Raw genomic sequence first — 20,786 nt, 5'->3', positions numbered from 1 at the left:
GGGATTGATCGTGTTAGAAGATATCAGTCGTGAAAAACGCATGAAAACGGCGATGTATCGCTATATGACGCCCAACGTCGCCGAACAGGTGATGGCGTTAGGAGAAGACGCCTTGATGGTGGGAGAACGCAAGGACGTTACGATTCTGTTTTCAGACATTCGCGGATATACAACACTGACGGAAAATTTGGGAGCGTCGGAAGTGGTCACGCTGCTCAATCAGTATTTCGAGACGATGGTGGAAGCGGTGTTTAATTTCGAGGGAACTTTAGATAAGTTTATTGGCGATGCGTTAATGGCTGTATTTGGCGCACCGCTTCCACTGACAGAAAATCACGGTTGGATGGCGATTCGGTCGGCGTTGGATATGCGACGGCGATTAGAGGAGTTTAATCAACATCGTATTATTGAAAATCAACCGAAAATTAATATTGGAATTGGTGTGAGTTCGGGAGAAGTCGTTTCGGGAAATATTGGATCGCAAAAGCGTATGGATTATACTGTAATTGGAGATGGTGTCAATTTGAGCGCCCGGCTCGAAAGTCTGACAAAAGAATATGGCTGCGATATTATTATTAGCGAACATACTTATAATTTATGTGCCGATCGCCTTTGGGTTCGCGAGTTAGATAAAATTCGAGTTAAAGGCAAAAATCAAGCGGTCAAAATTTACGAACTCATCGATGAAAAATCGGTCGATCTCGATCCGGGAATGGCAAAGTTTTTGTATTTGTATAAAACAGGTCGAGAAGATTATTTGGCGGGAAATTTCGAGCAAGCGATCGCCTGTTTTGAAGCAGCACAACACATCTGTCCGAACGATAAGCCACTAGAGTTACATTTGAAGCACGCTAGAACGCTGTTAAAACATCCACCTTCAAGAGATTGGGATGGCGTGCGGACGATGACTCATAAGTGAGACGAGTAAATGAGGAGTTGAGAGGGGTCATCTCAATGGATGTAAAAATATGGGGTCTCCTGAGATTACGGTGTAATTTGTTATGAATAATACGAAATTGAACCGGGGCGCATTGCCATGACGCCCCTACAGCAAGGGTTTCGATCGGCTATAAAATCCGCTTATCACCTCAAACTTTGAAGACCCAAATATGAGTCTGGGGTAGGTTGGACTTCGGCAACGCTGCCGTCCATGGGTGGAGCGATCGCGAAACCCAACAACAGCTCAATTTACGGCAGAGACTCCGATCTGATAAATTTACAGTTTTGAGATACACCCGATTTAAGGTTGCTATATCTCGAGGTGAAAACATTGCAATTCAGCACAATCTTCTAATTGCTCGAACAGTGTCGATAAAATAACGTTAGAAAATAAAAATCCTTCAGGATCGCTCAGTCGAACTCGTTTGTCCTTCCCAGCATCGTCGTCGAATTTCATCCAACCGCAATTGAGATAAGGGGCGATCGCCTGCCAAAATCGCTGTAACGTCTTCTCTGTCACGTTTTGCTGTAACTCAGCGATCGCCAGTCCCTCCGCCAAGCGAAACCGCAACATCAACGTTTCCAGAATCAAATCGCTGTCGGAGACCGTTTCCGCCTCGATTTCACCGCCAGAATTGACGTATCGCTCCACCCACTCAGCATATGCCTTCCGGGTGCGGGGACGGGCGAACCGCAAACCGCCGACGTAACTCGTCGCCCCCAGTCCGAAGCCGTAGTAAGGGCGATCGCACCAATAGGTAAGGTTGTGGCGACACTCGAATCCCGGTTTCGCGTAATTGCTGATTTCGTAATGACCGTATCCCGCCGCCGTCAAACGTTGCTGGGCGAGACGGTACAAATTGGCGGCGGTTTCGCTGTCGGGAAACGGTTCGGCGTCCGGTTTGTAGAAGCGATCGAACACCGTCCCCGGTTCCAAAATCAAATCGTACAGCGATAAATGCGCCGGATCGAGGTTCAACGCCGCCTCTAAGGAGGCTTCCCACTGCTGGGGCGTTTGGTGGGGAAGTCCCGACATGAGGTCGAAACTGACGTTGGCGATCCCTTCGGTTTCTAAGAGGTCGAACGCGGTATAAATATCGGCGACAGAGTGCGATCGCCCGCAATATTGCAACAACTCGTCCTGAAACGCCTGGGCGCCAAAGCTGACGCGAGTAATTCCCGCCTTCAGAAACCCGCGAAGTTTCGCGCGATCGAACGTACCGGGATCCATCTCGATGGAGATTTCCGCGTCGCCGACGATACCGAAGTGTCGATCGAGGGTTGTTAAGATGCGATCGAGCTGAGACACCGACAGCAGCGATGGCGTTCCCCCGCCGAAAAACACCGTCTCCAACGGGCGATCGCGCGGCGGCGTCGCTTGAATTTCCGCACACAGCCAGTTGACGTACGCTCGAACGGTCTGAGAATTTTCACCGTGCTTGCGATCGCCGACGACCGAAATCGGAAAATCGCAATAAAAACAGCGTCGCCGACAAAACGGGACGTGAACGTAAGCCGAACGCGGCGGCGTCACGGCGATTTGACGCCAAGTTTCGCCAGAGTTTGGCGTTTTGCAAGAGTTTAAAGAATTCAAAAACAGTCGATCGACTTTCGATCGGATTTTTCGACAAGGTTTGAGGAACGAGCGATCGAGTCGCTGTAGACACTCCCAACACTCACGACCGATCGCGGTGGCGATCGCAAAATCGCCCACGAGTTCGGTTTTGCCCCCTCAAACCAAGCGCGATCGTTAGGAGAACAGACCATTATAATAAACCCATGTCAATATTTTTCGGAGAGAGAGAGAGCGATTTTCCCTCTCAACAGATTTAACGTTTCCTCGAAACGTATTCCGCTCCGATCGATTCGTCTAATCGGCTAGAACGATGCTCGACGCACTCATCATTATCTCATTCATCATAGCGGGAGCAGGCATCGGCTTCTACAGTATCGAACTGCTTCCGGGTAGTGCGATGCAGCAAGTCACCAACATTGACGGCTTGCGCTGGGTCGTAGCCAGCTTCGCCGCAATTGTCAGTGGAATGGTCGGCCTGTCGGTACAAACCACCTACCGCCGCATCGAAGCCAACATTCGCGAAATGCCCCTCGAAGTCCTGCTGACAAGAGCCATTGGCTTAGTCGCGGGGTTACTCGTAGCTAACCTCATGTTGGCGCCGGTCTTCCTCGTTCCCGTTCCCAAAGACTTCACCTTCATCAAACCCTTCCTCGCCGTCCTGGGAAGCGTCATGTTTGGGTTTCTTGGCGTTACCCTCGCCGACACCCACGGCCGGGCGTTTTTGCGCCTGCTCAACCCCAACAGCGTCGAAACCCTGATGGTGGCCGAAGGAACCCTCAAACCCGCCGCCACGAAAATCCTCGACACCAGTTGTATTATCGACGGCCGCATTCAAAACCTGCTCGATACTGGCTTTGTCGAAGGTCAGTTTCTCGTCCCGCAGTTCGTTCTCGAAGAACTGCAACAGGTGGCCGATGCGTCGAACGATCGCAAGCGGGTACGGGGTCGTCGGGGTCTCGACATCCTCAACCAAATGAAAGAGGATTACCCCGATCGCATCGCCATTCACCCGGCGGACTACGACGAACCCATGACCGTCGATGCCAAACTGGTACGACTGGCGGCCGAAATCAACGGAACTCTCCTGACGAATGACTTCAACCTCAGCAAAGTGGCAACGCTGCAAAAAGTCCCCGTCCTCAACGTCAACGACCTCGCCCAAGCTGTACGATTGTCCTACCTTCCCGGCGACAGCTTCGAGGTCAAAATCCTCAAAACCGGCAAAGAACCCGCTCAAGGGGTCGGTTATCTCGAAGACGGAACGATGGTCGTCGTCGAAGAGAGTTCCGACGCGATCGGCAGTGAAATGCGTGTAGTCGTCACCAGCGCCCTGCAAACCTCCGCCGGGCGCATGATTTTCGCCCGTCCCCATGCCTCAGTCGTGGCGTAGCACAGTCACCAGTTACCAGTGAAGACAGGGAACGGGGAACGGGGAACAGTCACCAGTCGCCAGTCACCAGTCACCAGTGAAGACAGCAAACAGATAACTGTTTCTCCCTTGCTCCCCCTCTCCCCGGCTCCCCCTCTCCCTACTGGGAAGCGATAACCTGTCGTTCTCGTTCTAGAGCCTCAACGGTGCGTTGGTACTGAGCCTGCAAGCGCCCCCAAAGCGACGGCGCGTCTGCTAAATCCTCTTTTTTGCCAAAACGTTCGAGTTGCTCGGCTAGTTCGGAGAGGGGCATCGCACCCAACGCCGCACTCGTCGATTTCATCGAATGGGCAGCATCTCGCAAGCCTTCGGCGTCGTCGAGTTGAATCGCATCGTCGATACGCTCGAGTAACTTGGGGGCTTCCTCGAAATACAACTCGATCAACTCTTCCAACGCGTCGATTTCCCGTAAATCGTTTAACGTTTTCTCATTTAACGGGGTGACGTAGGCTTCTGGTGTCGAGGAGGGCGAGGGCGAAGGGGACAGCGCAGAACGAGACTTCATTTCGTTCGTCGGGCGATCGCCAGCCGGACTCGGAGCGTTACCGTTGGCCAACTCTTCCACGTTCAGATGGCGGGCGACGGGACAGTGGCTGAGGGCTTCCACCAATTCGTCGATCCGAATGGGTTTACTGATGTAATCGTCCATCCCCGCTTGAATGCACTCTTCGCGATCGCCCTGCATGGCGTTGGCCGTCACTGCAATCAAATACGGACGACGCTGAGGCGATCGCTTCTGACAAATACGCCGCGCCGACTCCAACCCGTCCATCACCGGCATCTGCACGTCCATCAACACCACATCGTAATGTTGTCGGTTGAGGGCGTCGAGAACCTCTAAGCCGTTGCTGACAACATCGGCGCGATATCCCATGCGTTCGAGGGTTTGCGTGGCGACCTTCTGATTGACTGCGTTGTCTTCGGCCACCAAAATTTTCAACGGCAGGCGTTCGGCTAAATGAACGTCTAATTTCGGAGCTTCGGTGTATTCGCGAGACACCGGCCGTCCTTGCAACACCCCCACCAGTACGTCGTACAGTTGCGAGTGTTTGATGGGCTTGTTGAGAAACGCCGCTAAATCCACGTTGACGTCTTTTACGTCCGACCCCATCGACGTTAAGATTGCCAGCGGTAGCGTTTGCCCTTTCTCCCGTTGGCGCATCCTCCGCGCTAAGGTCAACCCGTCCAAATTCGGCATTTGCATATCCAAAATTGCCAAATCGAACGGCGGTTCGGATTCCAACACCTCTAACGCCGCGTACCCGTCCGCCACAGCACAGGCTTCCATACCCCAACGTCGAGCGGCCACGCTGAGAATTTTACGGTTCGTCTCGTTATCGTCCACGACCAACAACCGCTTGTCTCGCAGTTCGATTTCAGGCGAGCAATCCTTCAAGGCCGTGGGCGCTGCCGAAATGCGAGCAACCGTCGTAAAGTAGAAAATCGAACCGCGATCTTCGATGCCGGTGGTGAGGGTAAAGCCGTCGGGAGGATCTCCCGTACAAACCCCCATACTTTCGACCCACATCCGGCCGCCCATCATCTCGGCGAGGCGCTTGCTAATGGCCAAGCCTAACCCCGTTCCCCCGTACTGACGAGTCGTCGAGGAATCGACTTGGGTAAACGATCGAAACAGGCGGTGCATCCGATCGCACGGAATGCCGATACCGGTATCGCGCACGCAAAATTGAATTTCGTACGAGGGAAAGTCCATCGCGCCCTGGCCGTTACGAGCGCCTACCTCAGTCGCTTCGTTGAGGCGTTCGGCCTTGACCGACACCACCACTTCCCCGATATCGGTAAACTTCACGGCGTTACTGAGCAAGTTCACCAACACTTGTCGCACCCGCGTCACGTCGCCGCAAATGCCGACGGGGGTGTTATCGTCCATCAGATACGCCAGTTCTAGACCTTTTCCAGCGGCTTTCGAGGCCAACAAGTCCAAAGACTGCTCGACGCAAGCCCGCAAATCGAAGGGATGTTGTTCGAGTTCGAGCTTACCGGATTCGATTTTAGAGAAGTCGAGAATATCGTTAATGATCGTCAGCAAGGCGTCGCCGCTGCTGCGAATCGTTTCGACGAAATCTCGCTGTTCGGGCGACAGGGGCGTATCCAACAACAAGCCGGTCATGCCGATGACGGCGTTCATGGGGGTGCGGATTTCGTGGCTCATGGTGGCCAGAAACTCGCTTTTGGCCTGAGTGGCGGCTAGGGCGCGATCGCGAGTTCGGGCGAGATCGGCAGCGGTTTGTTGGCGTTCGAGCTCTCCGCCGATCCACTGCGCCATGAGTTTGAGAATTTCGCGATCGACTGGTTTAAACGGATCTCGTAACGGCGTGCGGCTCGAAAAACTCAGGGTTCCATAGACTTCTCCCGCCACCACCAGCGGCGTCCCGATATAGGCTTGAATGCGAAACGGCCCGTATCTCGGTGGTGCGTTCGTCCCGTACATGAGCAGAAACTCGAAGTACAGGGGATCTTGCGCCTCGATGGTGCGGTAGCAGTAGGTATCTTCCAAATTGAGAACGTCGCCGATCGCGATCGCGTCGTTGGGAGATTGGGCTTCGACGACCTCGAAGCGATCGCCCTCGATACGAGAGAGAATCCCGATTTCCATACCGAAGCGCTGGCGTCCCAACTCCAACAACCCCTGTAGTCGCTCCTCGAAATCGAGCTGGCGCGACGAAGTCACTTTGTAAATCGCGCGAATGGAGGCTTCGCTTTCTCGCAAGTCTTCTTCGGCCAGTTTGCGCTCGGTGATATCCCGAGACACGGTGACGACTTCCCGCACTTCCTGAGTTTTCGGATCGCAAACGGCGCGACTGGTGGTCTCGAACCACACGTAATGACCGTCTTTGTGGCGGATGCGGTAACTGATGGTGAGGGCGGCCGGAGATGAGAGCGCCTCGACGGTTGAGGACAGGAAACTCTCGAGGTCTTTAGGATGGACGAGATCCCGAGCGGCTTTATCGGAGAGGTCTTCGGGTGTGTATCCCAACAACACTTCCGAGGCGGGAGAGGCATAGAGAAACGTACCGTCGGGACGCTGGCGAGCGATGAGGTCGGTGGAGTTTTCCGCCATCAGGCGATAGCGTTCTTCCGTTTCGCGCCGTTCGGACTGCGATCGCCCCAAGGCGTCGAGCATTTTGTTAATACTCTGAGCCAAACTCGACAGTTCGTCTTGACCGACGGGTTCGAGACGCATTTCGAGATCGCCGCGATCGCCGACGCGACTGACACTTTCGGTTAACGCGGCCAGGGGCGCCAGCACCAATTTTTCGACCAGGAGTAACGTTAACCCACTAAAGGCAACACCCACCCCCGAGAGGATCGCGGTAAAGTATTTCAGACTCGCCTGGCCCTGTTGGTAAATGACGCGGGGAGAATCGACCCGTAGTAACAGGGTGGGGCGGCCGTAGATATCGTTGAGGAGGGTATATCCAGCGATCGAGTCGGTGGTCGAAAACGCGAGATCGGTCGGTGGCAGAGACGAGCGAAAAACAGCGGTGTCAGTGGCGCGATCGCCCGGTTCGGAGGGATGTCGATCTCGCGTCGCGGTGAGGGGAGCGATGGCGATCGCGCTGTCGAGTTCGAGATTGCCCGAGCGAGCGAAGTTTTGGGAGATGTCCACACCGCGATCGATGCTTTCGAGCGCTTGTCTGGCGTTGTCGGGGAGGTCGGTATCGTCCACGTCGTAGACGTTCAGAGACAGTTGCGTGCGGTTGCCGATGTGCTGGATTTCGGGTCGGTCGAGATCCCGCGCGACGATTAAGGTGCCTCGCGCCGGCCCGGTGGCGCTACTGGTGACGATCGGACGCGACACGACGGTCATCACGCGATCGCGCAGTTTGAGAAGTCCAGAGACGCTGTCGTTCGTCTCCTCGTGTTGGAGTAGGGGACTTTCGAGTTGTAGGTGACTCGTCAAGCCTTCGGGAAGGGGGGCGGCAGTTTGACTCCGGCGATCGAACCCTTTACTAAATTGAATGTTTCCCTCGCGATCGACAAAAACCATTACGTTAAGATTGAGATAGGAAAACGTCGAATCGACGAGGTTCGATCTCACGTACTCTCGATTGCCGGTTTGCATGAACTCATAGGTATCGTCCCACTCCGCATAGTCGCGGGCCATGGTGTTGGTGCTGGCAATTTCCGAGGCGATCGCGCCGAGGGCGTGGACAACATCTTGGCGAACGTAGCGTTCTTCGAGGCGATCGAAGTCGCGCAGTAAAACGAACGAAGAGGTGGCGTATAACATTAAATTGAGCGCCACCAACGCCGCACCGACGATGAGTAAGGTTTTTTTGCGTAATTTCATGCCGGAGTGGAAGAAGACGACCAGTCTGGAACAGAAACGAGATGCACCGATGGAAGGGGAAACCTATCGCGTATCGAAGTATACCTACTGCCTAAATTGTATAGATTTAATGGGAATTCGGAACTCGCACCCCACAACAATTAATACTTTACTCAAGTAATATTGCCTGTGACTTCAACTTCAGACCCACAACGTTGGCGTCGTTGGCGTCTGGTTCTCGGCTCCGATGCTGACGAGGATTCGACGACTGACAGCAGCACGCTCGACACTCGAGATTTAGCACTCGATCGCACCCTGTCTGCTCTTTACGATTCCGACCGTCGGGGAGGCTTGGGTAGTTCCTCTCCACACGTTGCCCGTTGGCTCGGCGACATCCGATCCTATTTTCCCAATTCTGTGGTGAAAGTGATGCAGCAAGACGCAATTTCGCGTCTGGATTTGCGGCAAATGCTCCTCGAACCGGAACTGTTAAACCAAGTGGAACCGGACGTGTGCTTGGTGGCAGACTTACTCGCCCTCAAAGACACTATGCCCGTCGAAACCCGAGAAACTGCCCGTCAGGTAGTACGTCGGGTCGTCGAAGATCTCAACCGCCGTTTGGCAGAAACCACCCGCCAAGCCGTTGTCGGAAGTCTCGATCGCGCCCAGCGAAACCACCGACCCCGCTACCGAGAAATTAATTGGAACCGGACGATTCGCGCCAACTTGAAGCACTATCGACCCGAATACGGCACGATAATTCCCGAAAGGCTAGTCGGGTACGGTCGAAAACGGTCTTCTCTTCAGGATATCGTGCTGTGTATCGACCAGAGTGGGTCGATGACCACGTCGTTGGTGTATGCCAGCGTCTTCGGGGCAGTGTTGGCCTCTCTCTCGGCCGCGAACGTCCGTCTGGTGGCGTTCGATACGTCGGTCGTCGATTTGACGGAGGATCTCGACGATCCCGTAGAGGTGCTGTTCGGATTGCAACTCGGCGGCGGAACGGATATCCAACAGGCGTTGGCCTACTGTCAAACTCAGATTCACCGACCGCTCGATACGGTTTTAGTGTTGGTGAGCGATTTGTTTGAAGGGGGCAATGCTGAGGCTCTGTTCGATCGCGTCGAACGATTGGTGGCGTCTGGGGTTTGCGTCGTCGTGCTTTTGGCTCTGAACGACGATGGCGCTCCCGAATTTTCTCATGCCAATGCCGAACGGTTGTCCGCGTTAGGGGTTCCCAGTTTTGCCTGTACGCCGGATTTGTTTCCCGAGTTGATGGCGGCGGCGATTCAGCGACGAGATTTGACACAGTGGATGGGTACATATTTGGATTAGTTTGAGTGGTTTTATTCACCACAGAGACACAGATAATACGGAGAGTTTTGGCCGTTAAAAATAAAATATAAATTTATTGCGATCGCACCGCTTGTAAAAACTCTTTTACCGCTTGAGGCTGTTCGAGGGGACGTACGAACTTCACCAGTAAATCAATGTCTAAATCCGGCATAAATTGACTGCGTTCGATCTCCTGTATTGCTGTATTTTCTAAAGCGTACAGCGTCAATCGATCGCGCTGCCAAATCCACACTTCTGAAATACCCAATTCTTGATAAATTGCCAATTTATTGACGCCGCCGCTAGTTAAATTAATTTCGATCGCAAAATCGGGAATCTCTTTCAACTCGCCCACACAATAACATTCATCCGGCTCCAAACCCTTCCCCTTGGCTTCTCGTCGAAACGTCGTCGAACCGTACCCGTGAAGCAGAATATCCATTTCTTCCGCATAGCGTTCCAAAAGCCGAGCGATAACCGTTTTTAGAAGTTCGTGTTCGGGAGATGGCATGAAGATTTCTAGAGTTTCGTCAATAAAAAATAAACGCAAGCCGGGATAGTCCCCTAAAACCTCGAGAATACCTTCGTACTGCTGCCAAGAGACACCGGATAAAATGACCCGCTGTTCGGTTGCATTTTTGGTTAGTTTTAAAAGCGTTTTCATCGTTAAACTTCGAGTTAAGGCAATATCTAAACATTAGTTATTATAACTCCTAAAGCCCAGAAAAAACTAGAATTTAGGAATGTAGATCTCCGACATCTACAAATGCCGGAGATCTGACTGCCCGATGGCTCGATAACTCTTCAAAAAACTCGACAAATTCCATGAAAACCACATAAAATGTAACTTAAAATAAAACTGAAATTTCGTATTCAATCTCTCCAATTCTCCCTGTCCTCTGCGCCTCTGTGGTGAACCCTCCAACCCCCTCGAAAATGGTTAAATTCAACGTCAGACGAGGCTTGTTCCTCTCCCATCTCCTCGTAATGCTCGTCGGCTTAGGGAGTTTTATCCTCATTAGCAAAATCTACTCTCCGCGTCAATTCCTCCTGCAAATCGAACGCATGGAACACACCGAATTTTTCAGCGTGCGTTCGGTTAAGACCTATCTCGTCAAAGGCTTTGAAATCGCCTGGAACCGCAGCACCTTTTGGTCGGTCATCACGGGAGCTTCCGCCGCCGGACTCCTCAGCTATTGGCTCTCCAAACGCATTACCCAACCTCTGCGGCGAATGCGACAAATTACGCAGAAATTTGCCGCCGGAGAGTTCGACGAACGGATGCCTAAAAGTGAAATTCCCGAATTTAACCAACTCAGCCTCAGTTTCAACCGCATGGCGGACAGCATCATCGATATCGAGCAGCGTCGCCGTACCCTCATCAGCGACATGACCCACGAACTGCGAACACCGCTGACAGTGATGCGAGGCTATCTCGAAGAACTCGCTGACGGACGCCTCGATCCCACCCCGGAAACTTACTACAAACTCGCCAGGGAAACTCGACGCCTCGAACGTCTCGTCAACGATCTCCAAGAACTCTCGAAAGCCGAAGCCGGGTATCTCACCATCAATGCTAAACCGATGCAGTTGCCGCCGTTGCTGGAGTCTTTGGTCGATCGCCTCTGCGAACAACTTCCCGAAGAGTTGAGTTTGTACTTAGACTGTCCCGAGGATTTACCAGACGTTCGAGCCGATCGCGATCGCACCGAACAAATCCTCGTCAACTTGCTAGGAAACGCCGTCCGCTATTCCGATGACGGTAAAATTTGCGTGCGAGCGGAGTATCGCGGTTCTATGGTATGGGTAGAAGTCAGCGATACGGGAATTGGGATTTCTCCAGAAGATTTACCTCACGTGTTCGATCGCTTTTGGCGGGCCGAGCGATCGCGCTGTCGTCATTCCGGCGGAACGGGAATCGGGTTAGCGATTACGCGGCGATTGGTGGAACTTCAAGGGGGACACATCGAAGTCGAAAGCGAACTCGGACGGGGGAGTACCTTTCGCTTTTCTATCCCTATAATTCGTTAAAAACACGAGAATTATCTCAGTGGTGCAGAAAACTTTTCGAGATCGGGGATTGACAAAATACATATATTGTGTATTTAGACTCGAGCCAGATCCCCGGCATCTCCAAGATGCCGGGGATCTCCGGCAGCCATTTACCGATCTGGGATTTTGCGGGCAACCCTTTAATACGGCGATATCTTTTCTAACAAGGGTTTCAGAACTTTTCTGCACCACTAAGCGAGAATTACTCGTCTTGGTAAAAGCGATAAAAGAGTCGTTCGTTTTTAAAATCATGTTCGTCGTGGACGTGATGGATAATGCCGCGTTCGATTAACAACTGTCCTAACTGAATTGCCCCCTTCATACTGGATTTCTGAGTTTGCATCAACCACGCCACCGCCTCAGTTCCCACAAAGGTTTTCGGATAGGTTCTCAAGCCAAAACGTCGCGTGGCGATCGCCACCCCCTCGGAACCTCGCATTTGCTTGACCAGTTCGTCTAAATCCAAACACTCTAAATCACAGCGATCCTCCTCAAAATTAAAATCTGAAGCTGTCATCGGCGACTCGAACGAGATCTTAGCGTTCGTTAACTTTGCGTCCTCTTCCTCCAACTCAGAAACTCCCGTCTGACGCATCCAAGCGGACACTGCGCGATCGAGCTTAGGTGATTTGAGATTTAAATCCCGCTGTGGAAAGGGGATTTCAATGCCGTATTTTTCCAAACTCTCGTAAATCCGATAGTTTAATTCGTTGCGATACTTAAACTGTTTTTGTGGTTCGCGAATCCAAACCAACAAATCAAAATTGAGAGAACTTTCACCAAACGCCTGAAACCAAACTTGCGGGGCGGGATAGCGTAAAAGTTCAGGATGGCTTCTCGCCGCTTCTAACAACGCTTTACGAACCAAACGAACGTCCGAACCGTAAGCCACACCCACCGGAACCTGTAAGCGAGTGATGGGATTTCCGTGCGTCCAATTGATAATTTCCTGTTCGAGAAAGCGGGAGTTGGGGACGATAATCGAAACGCGATCGAGGGTGACAATTTCCGTACTGCGCGATCCGATGCGTTCGACAGTTCCCACGAGATCGCCAACTCGAACGAAATCCCCCACTTGAATCGGACGGTTGAAGGCGATGATAATGCCGCTAATAAAGTTGTTGGCGATGTTTTGCAAACCAAAGCCGACGCCGACCCCCACCGCACTGGCCACCACCGCCAAAGACGCGATATCGATTCCCCAACTTTGTAAAATCGCCAAAATCCCGATAAACGTCACTCCCGCGCGAACTAAGACCCCAAGGGCGTCGCGAACGTTGCGATCGTCGGCGATTTGGAGGATTTGCGATTTAAACCAGTTGGCGAACCATCCCACCACCACCCACAGGACGACGATCGCCCCTAGCAACAGCAACAAATCCAAAATCGAACAGTAGCGATCGCCAAAGGGAACGATCGGTTCGGTAAAAGTCGAAACCACATGGTAGCGGACGCTTCGCGAGAGGGGAAACAAACCCATCGACCAATAGGCGAAACCCAACCACAACAGGCTCCGAACGCCGTTGAGGAGCAGTTGAAACACCTGCTGGCGTTTGCGTTGCGCGGTGGTGACGGGGGTTCGGCGTTGGCGGCGCAATAACTCCCGCTGAATCACCCACAAGATAAGTTGCACGACAACGAGAACGGCGAGAACGCGAAAAACGGTTTGCAGCGATCGCCTCACGTATTCAGGAGTTCGTTCGAGTTGGGCGCGTTCTAAGGCGGTTTCGATCGCCTGCTTCCAAATCTGGGCTTGTTCGGCGATCGAAATTCCTGGCATGATATCGCTTTCAGTAACCGTGACGAGGTGAACGTCGTTGAGTCGTAACGTCGTGCTTCCGTTAAGGGTTGCAATTTCAACGGTTCGAGACGCGTCTTCTCTGGCGTTTTGGAGAATTTCGTTAGTGCGATCGGCCCGATCTTCGGCCGCAAAGCTTCCTGACGCACTCACCTCGAAAATTTCTAGACCGTCGAGAACGACGGGGGCGATTTCTCGTTTACTGGTTTGGGTTTGTGCGAGAACTGGCGCGACAGCCCCCAGTAAACTCAACATCAGTATTCCGAACACTACAAGCCGTTTGACCATGTTCGATTCCTAGTTCGATTCCTAGTTTGATTGCGATCGGGTGCGGGTCGGTCTCCATTGTGCCTCGTTCAAAACGGGTCTTGATAAGATAACCGCTGTAACGCCTACGAGATAAAACGGATATCAGATGCGAATTTTAGTGATGGGTGGAACCCGCTTCATTGGGGTTTATCTGACGAAGCAATTAGTCGAAGCCGGCCACGAGGTGGTCTTGTTCAACCGGGGCAACAAAATCGCCCCAGTCGAGGGTGTCTCGGAAATTCACGGCGATCGCACGGACGCCGAACAGTTGCGCGACAAGCTCTCTGGCGAGTCCTTCGACGCCATTTTCGACAACAACGGCCGCAAACTCGGGGACACGCAACCGTTAGCCGATTTGTTTAAAGATAAAATCCAGCATTTCATCTACGTCAGTTCGGCGGGAGTCTACCTCAAATCCGACGAGATGCCCCACCGAGAAGGAGACGCCCTCGATCCCGAAAGTCGCCATCGCGGGAAGTTCGAGACGGAGGACTATCTTGCCAGACAGGGGGTTCCCTTTACCTCGATCCGTCCGACATACATTTACGGGCCGTTGAATTACAATCCCTTAGAAGCCTGGTTTTTCGATCGCATCGTCCGCGATCGCCCGATTCCGATTCCCGGTAGCGGAATGCAAATCACGCAACTCGGCCATTGTGCGGATTTAGCTAAAGCGATGGTGGCGGTATTGGGCAACGAAACCGCCGTCGGTCAGATTTACAACGTTTCAGGCGATCGCTACGTTACGTTTGACGGGTTAGCCAGGGCTTGTGCGGTAGCGGCGGGGAAATCTGCCGATTCCTTGGAACTGGTACATTACGATCCCAAGCAGTTCGATTTCGGCAAACGGAAAGCCTTCCCCCTGCGATCGCAACATTTCTTCTGCGACGTTCGCAAAGCCCAAGACGAGTTGAACTGGACGCCGGAATTCGACCTGATTTCTGGGTTGAAAGATTCCTTCCAAACCGACTATCTCGCCAACGGACGAGATAAAGCCGACGCGGACTTCTCCACCGACGACGAAATTCTTGCCGCCATGTCGCGATAGAGCGATCGACCGTCCAACAATCGAGATCCCCGGCATCTTGGAGATACCGGGGATCTCGCCGAACGTTTCCAGCAACAACCTTATTCGTCTTCGGCAAAGATAAAGCGACGAAGTTCGCTGGGGTCGGGTTCGGGGCTGGATTCGGCGAATTCCACCGAGTCGTCGATGACCTCTTGAATTTTCTTCTGAATCTCCTTGAGTTCCTCCGCACTGGCGAGGTTTTCTTCCGTCAGATAGTTTTCAAAGCGGTGAATCGGGTCGCGAGAGAACCAGATTTCCTTCTCCTCTTTCGATCGCAGTTCGTCCGGGTCGGCGAGAGAGTGTCCCCGGAAGCGGTACGTCAACGCCTCGATGAGCGTGGGGCCTTCTCCGGCCCGCGCGCGATCGACCGCCTCTTGGGCCGCCGCCCGCACCGCCATCACGTCCATTCCATCTACTTCGACCCCAGCCATGTTAAACACGCTGGCTTTTTTGTAAATCTCCGGTTGCGAGGTGGCCCGGTCGTGAGCCATCCCGATCGCCCATTTATTGTTTTCGACGACGAAAATAATCGGTAGCTTCCACAACGACGCCATGTTCAAGGTCTCGAAAAATTGACCGTTGTTACTGGCACCGTCGCCGAAGAAGCAGGCCACCACTTGGTCGGCGGAGGAATCGCCCATGACTTCCTTGCGATAGCGCACTTGGAACGCCGCCCCCATCGCCACGGGAATACCTTCAGCGACAAACGCATAACCGCCGAGGAGTCGGTGGGGTTCCGAGAACATATGCATCGACCCCCCGCGCCCTTTACTGCATCCGGTCGATTTTCCGAACAGTTCCGCCATCACTTCACGGGCGGGAACACCGCAACTGAGGGCGTGAACGTGGTCGCGGTAGGTGCTGCAAACGTAATCGTCGCCGGGGCGCATGGCTTGGATGACCCCGGAGGAGACGGCTTCTTGACCGTTGTAGAGGTGAACGAAGCCGAACATTTTACCGCGATAGTACATTTCGGCGCACTTGTCCTCGAAGAAGCGCCCTAAAACCATGTCTTCGTAGACTCGCAGCCCTTCTTCCCGGCTGATTTCAGCCGTATTGCTGTAGGACGTGGGGATTGTGCGTTCTGTGACCATTAGTTTCGACGTTTCAAACAATAACTTAGTAAATAATAGGATACGGGAAACGGTGCGGAGTGCGTATCGAACTTTCTCGACTCTGGACTGAGAATTGGGGTTTCATAGGAGGGAGTTACCGGGTTTCTGGTCTTCTGCGTCGATCTCGAACGCGATGGGTGCATCTCAAAAACGTAAATTCATCGGATACAAGCTGACCTACTCGATAGTGCTATGCACCGATCGACGCTTTCCGAGCGGCTGTTGGGTTCCACGGAGGTCGTCTGCACAACCTACCCAGAGCTTCGTATTTTTACATCTATTGAGATGCACCCGAAAGCGATCGACCACACTGTTGGGAATCCCTCTCTTTTCTGTTCTCTGTAAAAAACCCCGATATCTTCCAGATACCGGGGTTCTCGCAGTTGGCAATCCAAAACTTACCAACTCGAAAAAGCCGTTTGAGAAAAATTGAATAAAATTACGCAGTTTCTTGACTACGAAATTGGCAATTCTTCACGAAAAAACACTCTATTTTGACTTATTTTTTCTTCAACCAAGAGAACATCGCCCGCAAGTCTTTCCCGACTTCTTCGATGGGATGTTCGGCTTCTTGGCGGCGCATGGCGGTAAAGCCCGGTTTACCCGCTTGGTTTTCTAATACGAATTCCCGCGCGAACTGACCCGATTGAATTTCCCCGAGAATTTGTTTCATCACTGCTTTGGTTTCGGGGGTAACGACGCGAGGTCCACGGGTGTAATCTCCGTATTCAGCAGTGTTGGAGATGCTGTCGCGCATCGTGGCCAAACCGCCTTCTACTACTAAGTCCACGATGAGTTTGACTTCGTGCAAGCATTCAAAATATGCCAGTTCCGGCTGATATCCCGCTTCGACGAGGGTTTCAAATCCGGTTTTGATGAGGGCGCTCAAACCGCCGCAGAGAACTGCTTGTTCGCCAAACAGGTCGGTTTCAGTTTCTTCGCGGAAGGTGGTTTCGAGGATTCCGGCGCGGGTGCCGCCGATTCCTTTCGCGTAAGCCATCGCGCGATCGCGGGCTTGTCCGGACGCATCCTGATACACGGCGAACAGACAGGGAACCCCTTCTCCTTGTTCGTAGGTGCGACGGACTAAGTGACCGGGGCCTTTGGGGGCGATCATCACGACATCTACGTTGTCCGGGGGAACCACTTGTCCGAAGTGGATGTTAAAGCCGTGGGCGAAGGCCAGAATATTTCCGTCTTTGAGATTGGGGGCGATTTCTTGAGTGTAAACGGATTTTTGCACTTCGTCGGGCAGCAGAATCATAATCATATCGGCTTTTTCTGCTGCTTCGGCGACACTGTAAACCGTCAGTCCCGCATCTTTTGCTTTCGGGGCGGACTTACTGCCTGGATACAGTCCGACAATGACGTTGATGCCGCTATCTTTTAAATTGAGGGCGTGGGCGTGACCTTGCGACCCGTAACCGATAATGGCGACAGTTTTCTCAGATAACAGGTCGAGATTGGCATCTTCGTCATAGTACATACGAGCCATGGGGACTTCTCCTTGGAAAAACTCGGTGGGTGGGCTGACAACACGGCGGTTTCTGCCAGAACTTACGCATTTACACCAGTGGTAGGGTGGGCATTGCCCATCGACCGAAGTTCTAGGTGACTGGACTGTTGACAGAAAACGCCCATAAAACACAAATTTTGATTCTATCAAATTTCGGTCGTTTGTATCGGTTCCGTCCCAGGGCAATCTTGGGTACAGTCGAGGCGATCGCAGACGGGTTAGACTACGGGAAAATAGGGCAAAACATACTTTAACGGTTTGAAAGAGGGGACGACGGATGAGTTGGGCGCGGTATCCGACACACTTGGCCGTAGCGATCGCCTCGATCGCACTGATTGCGGGAAGTTCGATGGCTCAAGTCGAACCGACTGATACGACGGAGGAGCAGAACGCCGAAACGGAAACGCTCTCGGACCGAGAACGGTCGGAATTGCAAGAGTTTCGCGATCGCGAGTTTCTCAGAGAAAACGTCGAGCGCAGCCTCGCCGAAAGTACGGTGTTGCGCGATCGCATCGACGCCGAAGTCGAAGAGGCCGTGGCCGCCAACCGACCGCCGATTACCGCCTTGTTCGTCGTCCTGGCGTTGTTACCGATTCTCGGCGCGATCGCGGTATGGCTGATTCTCAATCGCTTGGAAAACCGCGCCTCCGCCTACGCCCGAGAACTCGAAAGCCTTAAAGCCGACGCCATGTCCGAGTTAACGGCGTTAGTCGCTGAGGCGCAAACGGTTCTCGATCGCATCCAACACAACATGGAAGTTCCGCTTCCGGTGGTGACCTCGACGACATCGCCTTCGATACAGCGTTCCCCGAGCGATCGATTTGTGGCCGAAGAACCGCCCGATCCCGCGCCGCCCCCCGACGGAGAAGCAATTTTACCACCCCCTCCAGACCGCGAAGCCGATTCTGTCGAACTCCCGTCCCAGGACGAGATCGCGAATCTTCTCGAAGAGACAGACGACAGCGAAGACGTTTCGCCAAGGGACGAGATCCTCGAGGAAACGGACGAGGACGAGGACGAAACTGCGATCGCCTCTCACGATATGAGTTTGTTGTTCGAGGACGAGAACGAAACGCCCCAAACTGTCCGAGAAGCCCCGAAACCCGAAGATCCTCAAACCCTAAAAGCGGTATTTGAGGAAGACGAAGAACGCGATCCCGGAGAAGGGGCGATCGAACCCCAAGACTCCGAAAACGGAAACGCGCCCCAAACGGGTAACGTCAAACGAATTCCGCCGCCTCCCCCTTCGGAATCTTCGACGAACGCCGAAGACAGCGCCCGAGAATTTTGTCGCCAAGGAAACGCCCTGTTTTTCAGCCAGCGATACGCTGAATCGATCGAAGCCTACGATCGCGCGATCGCCCTCAAATCGGACTACCATCAAGCTTGGAGCAATCGCGGTAGCGCCCTGTTCCACCTACAACGGTTCGAGGCGGCGATCGAATCCTACGATCGCGCCTTAGAATTCAAGTTCGACTATCCCGAAGCCTGGAACAACCGAGGGGGAGCGTTGACGAAACTACGCCAGTTCGAGGAGGCGATTACCTCCTACGATCGCGCGGTACAACTCAAACCCGATTACGTCGAAGCCTGGAACAATCGCGGTTTGGCGTTGATGGAACTCGGACGGTTTAAAGAGGCGATCGCCTCCTACAATCGCGCGGTCAAACAAAAACCCGACTACACCGAAGCCTGGAACAATCGCGGTTTGGCTCTAGCCGCCAGCAACCGCCACGAACAGGCGCTTCCTTGCTACGCTAAAGCCGCCCAACTCAAACCGGACTACGCCGAAGCTTGGAAAAATCGCGGCGCGTCTTTACTCGCCCTCGAACGGAACGAAGACGCCCGACAGTCCTACGTTCGCGCCACGGAACTGGCCCCCAACGACCCGGCGGCGTGGTTCTATCTCGGTCGCCTCCTGGCGAAACTCCAACAGTACGACGAGGCGATTTCAGCCTTCGATCGCGCCACGGACATCGCCCCGACCGCCCCCGACGTTTGGTATAACAAAGCTTGTTGCTATAGCGTTGGCGGCTTTGTCGCTCCGGCGATCGCTGCGTTAGAAGAAGCGGTTCGTTTAGCCCCCCATCCGTATCGAGAACACGCGAAACGCGATCGCGCGTTCGACGGAATTCGGGATGACGAACGGTTTAAAACCTTAATTTACGCATAAATTCCCCCATCATTGACGACAATCGACGAAAAGGTAAGGCTTATGAAACTTCAGCACGCTTCGCTCCTCGTCCTCTCGACGCTTTTGGTGTCCGTCGAAGCCGCCACCGCCCAAACTCCCCCCAACGCGACCCCCACCACTCCACCACCGCAAACGGTGACGCCGCCTCAACCCACTGCTGCGCCGACCCCCGTTCCACAACCGCCCGCGCCTCCGGCCGCCGTTCCCACCGCCCCCGCCGCTGCACCCGCCCCCGCTGCGATCGACCGTGCGGAAATCGAAAGAATTGTTGAAGAAAGCCTCGAAGATAACGATCTCGTACAGGATGCGATCGACGAAGCGGTCGACGACAATTTCGCTTGGACGTTTAACCTGCTCAATATTCTCCTGTTGCTGTTGATTCTGTTCCCCATCGTCGGCATTATTCTGTTGTGGTCGATGCGTCGCAACGCGATCGATCGCGTGGTGGAAATTGTCGAAGATCGCCTCAGCCACGACCTCAAAGACGAAGTCAGCCGCGAGTTAAAGGCGGAATTCGAGACTCGTGCGTCGCTTCCGGGGAGTGGGGGCGCTTTAGCCGAACGCCAGGAACCGGGACAGTTGAAAGATATGGTGTCGATGGCGTTGTCGGTACAAAACGTGATGGACAACGCACGCCACACCATCGAAAATTCGATGGATTTGCAAGAGCGGCTGGGAACTCGCCTCAAGGACGTGTTTGAAATGCACCTGCGTCAAGGCCGGGAACTGGCGGCGGCGGGTCAGCATACTGAGGCGATCGCCGCCTTCGATAAGGCTATTGAAATCGATGGCGGCCATCCATTACCGCTGTGCGAACGGGGGGCGATTTACGCCAAACTGCAACGGTTCGAGGAAGCTCTGTCGTCCTACGATCGCGCCATCGAAGTCAGTCCTGAGTTTCCCAACGGTTGGTATGGAAAGGCTCGCTGTTTCTCCCTCGTCGGCTATAGCGAGCAGGCGATCGAAAATTTGAAAAAGGCCATCGAACTCGATCCCGATTTGAAAGCCCAAGCTCAGTCGAACCCCGATTTCGCCTCGATTCGCGAACACGAATGGTTCCAAACGGCTGTCGCGGGTTAACCCAGTCGCCGGGGCGTTGTCTGCAACGCCCCCATAGAAACCGATTTTCTTTTTTTAAAAAAAATGATTACAATTTACAA

Annotated in this window: 13 protein-coding genes; 7 read left to right on the top strand and 6 right to left on the bottom strand. The window is 53.4% G+C overall.

Going from position 1 to position 20,786, the window contains the following annotated elements:
- Positions 1-919 (top strand): adenylate/guanylate cyclase domain-containing protein (locus tag POG22_RS16200; protein ID WP_498906398.1); only part of this gene is annotated, 919 nt, incomplete at its 5' end.
- 330 nt (positions 920-1,249) lie between these two features.
- On the opposite strand, the gene hemW is transcribed toward POG22_RS16200, so the two are convergent.
- Positions 1,250-2,653 (bottom strand): radical SAM family heme chaperone HemW, encoded by a 1,404-nt coding sequence (gene hemW / locus POG22_RS16195; protein ID WP_498906396.1) that lies wholly within the window; start codon positions 2,651-2,653, stop codon positions 1,250-1,252.
- Between the two features lie 172 nt (positions 2,654-2,825).
- On the opposite strand from hemW, the gene POG22_RS16190 reads away from it, so the two are divergent.
- The gene (locus POG22_RS16190; protein ID WP_498906394.1) at positions 2,826-3,905 is read left to right on the top strand and encodes a PIN/TRAM domain-containing protein; all 1,080 of its coding nucleotides are present in this window, start codon (positions 2,826-2,828) and stop codon (positions 3,903-3,905) included.
- Positions 3,906-4,044: 139 nt separating this feature from the next.
- Here the strand turns inward: POG22_RS16190 and POG22_RS16185 are convergent, their stop codons facing one another.
- Positions 4,045-8,259, bottom strand: a complete 4,215-nt coding sequence (locus tag POG22_RS16185) for a response regulator (protein ID WP_498906392.1) — start codon at positions 8,257-8,259, stop codon at positions 4,045-4,047.
- Between the two features lie 168 nt (positions 8,260-8,427).
- Between POG22_RS16185 and POG22_RS16180 the strand changes: the two genes are divergently transcribed.
- Positions 8,428-9,573, top strand: a complete 1,146-nt coding sequence (locus tag POG22_RS16180; protein ID WP_063715843.1) for a VWA domain-containing protein — start codon at positions 8,428-8,430, stop codon at positions 9,571-9,573.
- Positions 9,574-9,646: 73 nt separating this feature from the next.
- On the opposite strand, the gene POG22_RS16175 is transcribed toward POG22_RS16180, so the two are convergent.
- The gene (locus POG22_RS16175; RefSeq protein WP_498906391.1) at positions 9,647-10,237 is read right to left on the bottom strand and encodes a Uma2 family endonuclease; all 591 of its coding nucleotides are present in this window, start codon (positions 10,235-10,237) and stop codon (positions 9,647-9,649) included.
- 272 nt (positions 10,238-10,509) lie between these two features.
- Between POG22_RS16175 and POG22_RS16170 the strand changes: the two genes are divergently transcribed.
- Positions 10,510-11,604: a sensor histidine kinase gene (locus POG22_RS16170; RefSeq protein WP_498906389.1), complete on the top strand. Its 1,095-nt coding sequence runs from the start codon at positions 10,510-10,512 to the stop codon at positions 11,602-11,604.
- A gap of 223 nt (positions 11,605-11,827) precedes the next feature.
- Here POG22_RS16170 and POG22_RS16165 read toward each other — a convergent pair whose 3' ends face one another.
- Positions 11,828-13,711 (bottom strand): mechanosensitive ion channel domain-containing protein, encoded by a 1,884-nt coding sequence (locus POG22_RS16165; RefSeq protein WP_063715840.1) that lies wholly within the window; start codon positions 13,709-13,711, stop codon positions 11,828-11,830.
- Between the two features lie 127 nt (positions 13,712-13,838).
- On the opposite strand from POG22_RS16165, the gene POG22_RS16160 reads away from it, so the two are divergent.
- Positions 13,839-14,780, top strand: coding sequence for an NAD-dependent epimerase/dehydratase family protein (locus tag POG22_RS16160; RefSeq protein ID WP_063715839.1), 942 nt, complete (start codon positions 13,839-13,841; stop codon positions 14,778-14,780).
- An 80-nt stretch (positions 14,781-14,860) separates the two neighbouring features.
- Here the strand turns inward: POG22_RS16160 and pdhA are convergent, their stop codons facing one another.
- Both pdhA and ilvC read right to left on the bottom strand, forming a co-directional pair.
- On the bottom strand, positions 14,861-15,895 hold the full coding sequence (gene pdhA, locus POG22_RS16155; RefSeq protein ID WP_063715838.1) for a pyruvate dehydrogenase (acetyl-transferring) E1 component subunit alpha: 1,035 nt from the start codon (positions 15,893-15,895) through the stop codon (positions 14,861-14,863).
- A gap of 520 nt (positions 15,896-16,415) precedes the next feature.
- Positions 16,416-17,411: a ketol-acid reductoisomerase gene (ilvC, locus tag POG22_RS16150; protein ID WP_026097909.1), complete on the bottom strand. Its 996-nt coding sequence runs from the start codon at positions 17,409-17,411 to the stop codon at positions 16,416-16,418.
- 298 nt (positions 17,412-17,709) lie between these two features.
- On the opposite strand from ilvC, the gene POG22_RS16145 reads away from it, so the two are divergent.
- A complete protein-coding gene (locus POG22_RS16145) occupies positions 17,710-19,605 on the top strand; it encodes a tetratricopeptide repeat protein (protein WP_063715837.1) in 1,896 nt (631 codons plus the stop codon).
- 42 nt (positions 19,606-19,647) lie between these two features.
- Complete coding sequence (locus POG22_RS16140; RefSeq protein ID WP_498906387.1) at positions 19,648-20,706, top strand: tetratricopeptide repeat protein; 1,059 nt, start codon at positions 19,648-19,650, stop codon at positions 20,704-20,706.
- Positions 20,707-20,786 lie beyond the last annotated feature (80 nt).

The organism is Geitlerinema sp. CS-897, from assembly GCF_028368005.1.
In the GTDB taxonomy this organism is placed as follows: domain Bacteria; phylum Cyanobacteriota; class Cyanobacteriia; order Cyanobacteriales; family Geitlerinemataceae; genus Baaleninema; species Baaleninema simplex.
This window is presented reverse-complemented; position numbering and strand designations above follow the sequence as displayed.

What these genes read in the sequence shown, in the direction of transcription:
- POG22_RS16190 (WP_498906394.1), top strand. Translation starts at nt 2,826, where the DNA reads ATGCTCGACGCACTCATCATTATCTCATTCATCATAGCGGGAGCAGGC.
- POG22_RS16185 (WP_498906392.1), bottom strand. Translation starts at nt 8,259, where the DNA reads ATGAAATTACGCAAAAAAACCTTACTCATCGTCGGTGCGGCGTTGGTG.
- POG22_RS16175 (WP_498906391.1), bottom strand. Translation starts at nt 10,237, where the DNA reads ATGAAAACGCTTTTAAAACTAACCAAAAATGCAACCGAACAGCGGGTC.
- POG22_RS16170 (WP_498906389.1), top strand. Translation starts at nt 10,510, where the DNA reads ATGGTTAAATTCAACGTCAGACGAGGCTTGTTCCTCTCCCATCTCCTC.
- POG22_RS16165 (WP_063715840.1), bottom strand. Translation starts at nt 13,711, where the DNA reads ATGGTCAAACGGCTTGTAGTGTTCGGAATACTGATGTTGAGTTTACTG.
- POG22_RS16160 (WP_063715839.1), top strand. Translation starts at nt 13,839, where the DNA reads ATGCGAATTTTAGTGATGGGTGGAACCCGCTTCATTGGGGTTTATCTG.
- pdhA (WP_063715838.1), bottom strand. Translation starts at nt 15,895, where the DNA reads ATGGTCACAGAACGCACAATCCCCACGTCCTACAGCAATACGGCTGAA.
- ilvC (WP_026097909.1), bottom strand. Translation starts at nt 17,411, where the DNA reads ATGGCTCGTATGTACTATGACGAAGATGCCAATCTCGACCTGTTATCT.
- POG22_RS16145 (WP_063715837.1), top strand. Translation starts at nt 17,710, where the DNA reads ATGAGTTGGGCGCGGTATCCGACACACTTGGCCGTAGCGATCGCCTCG.
- POG22_RS16140 (WP_498906387.1), top strand. Translation starts at nt 19,648, where the DNA reads ATGAAACTTCAGCACGCTTCGCTCCTCGTCCTCTCGACGCTTTTGGTG.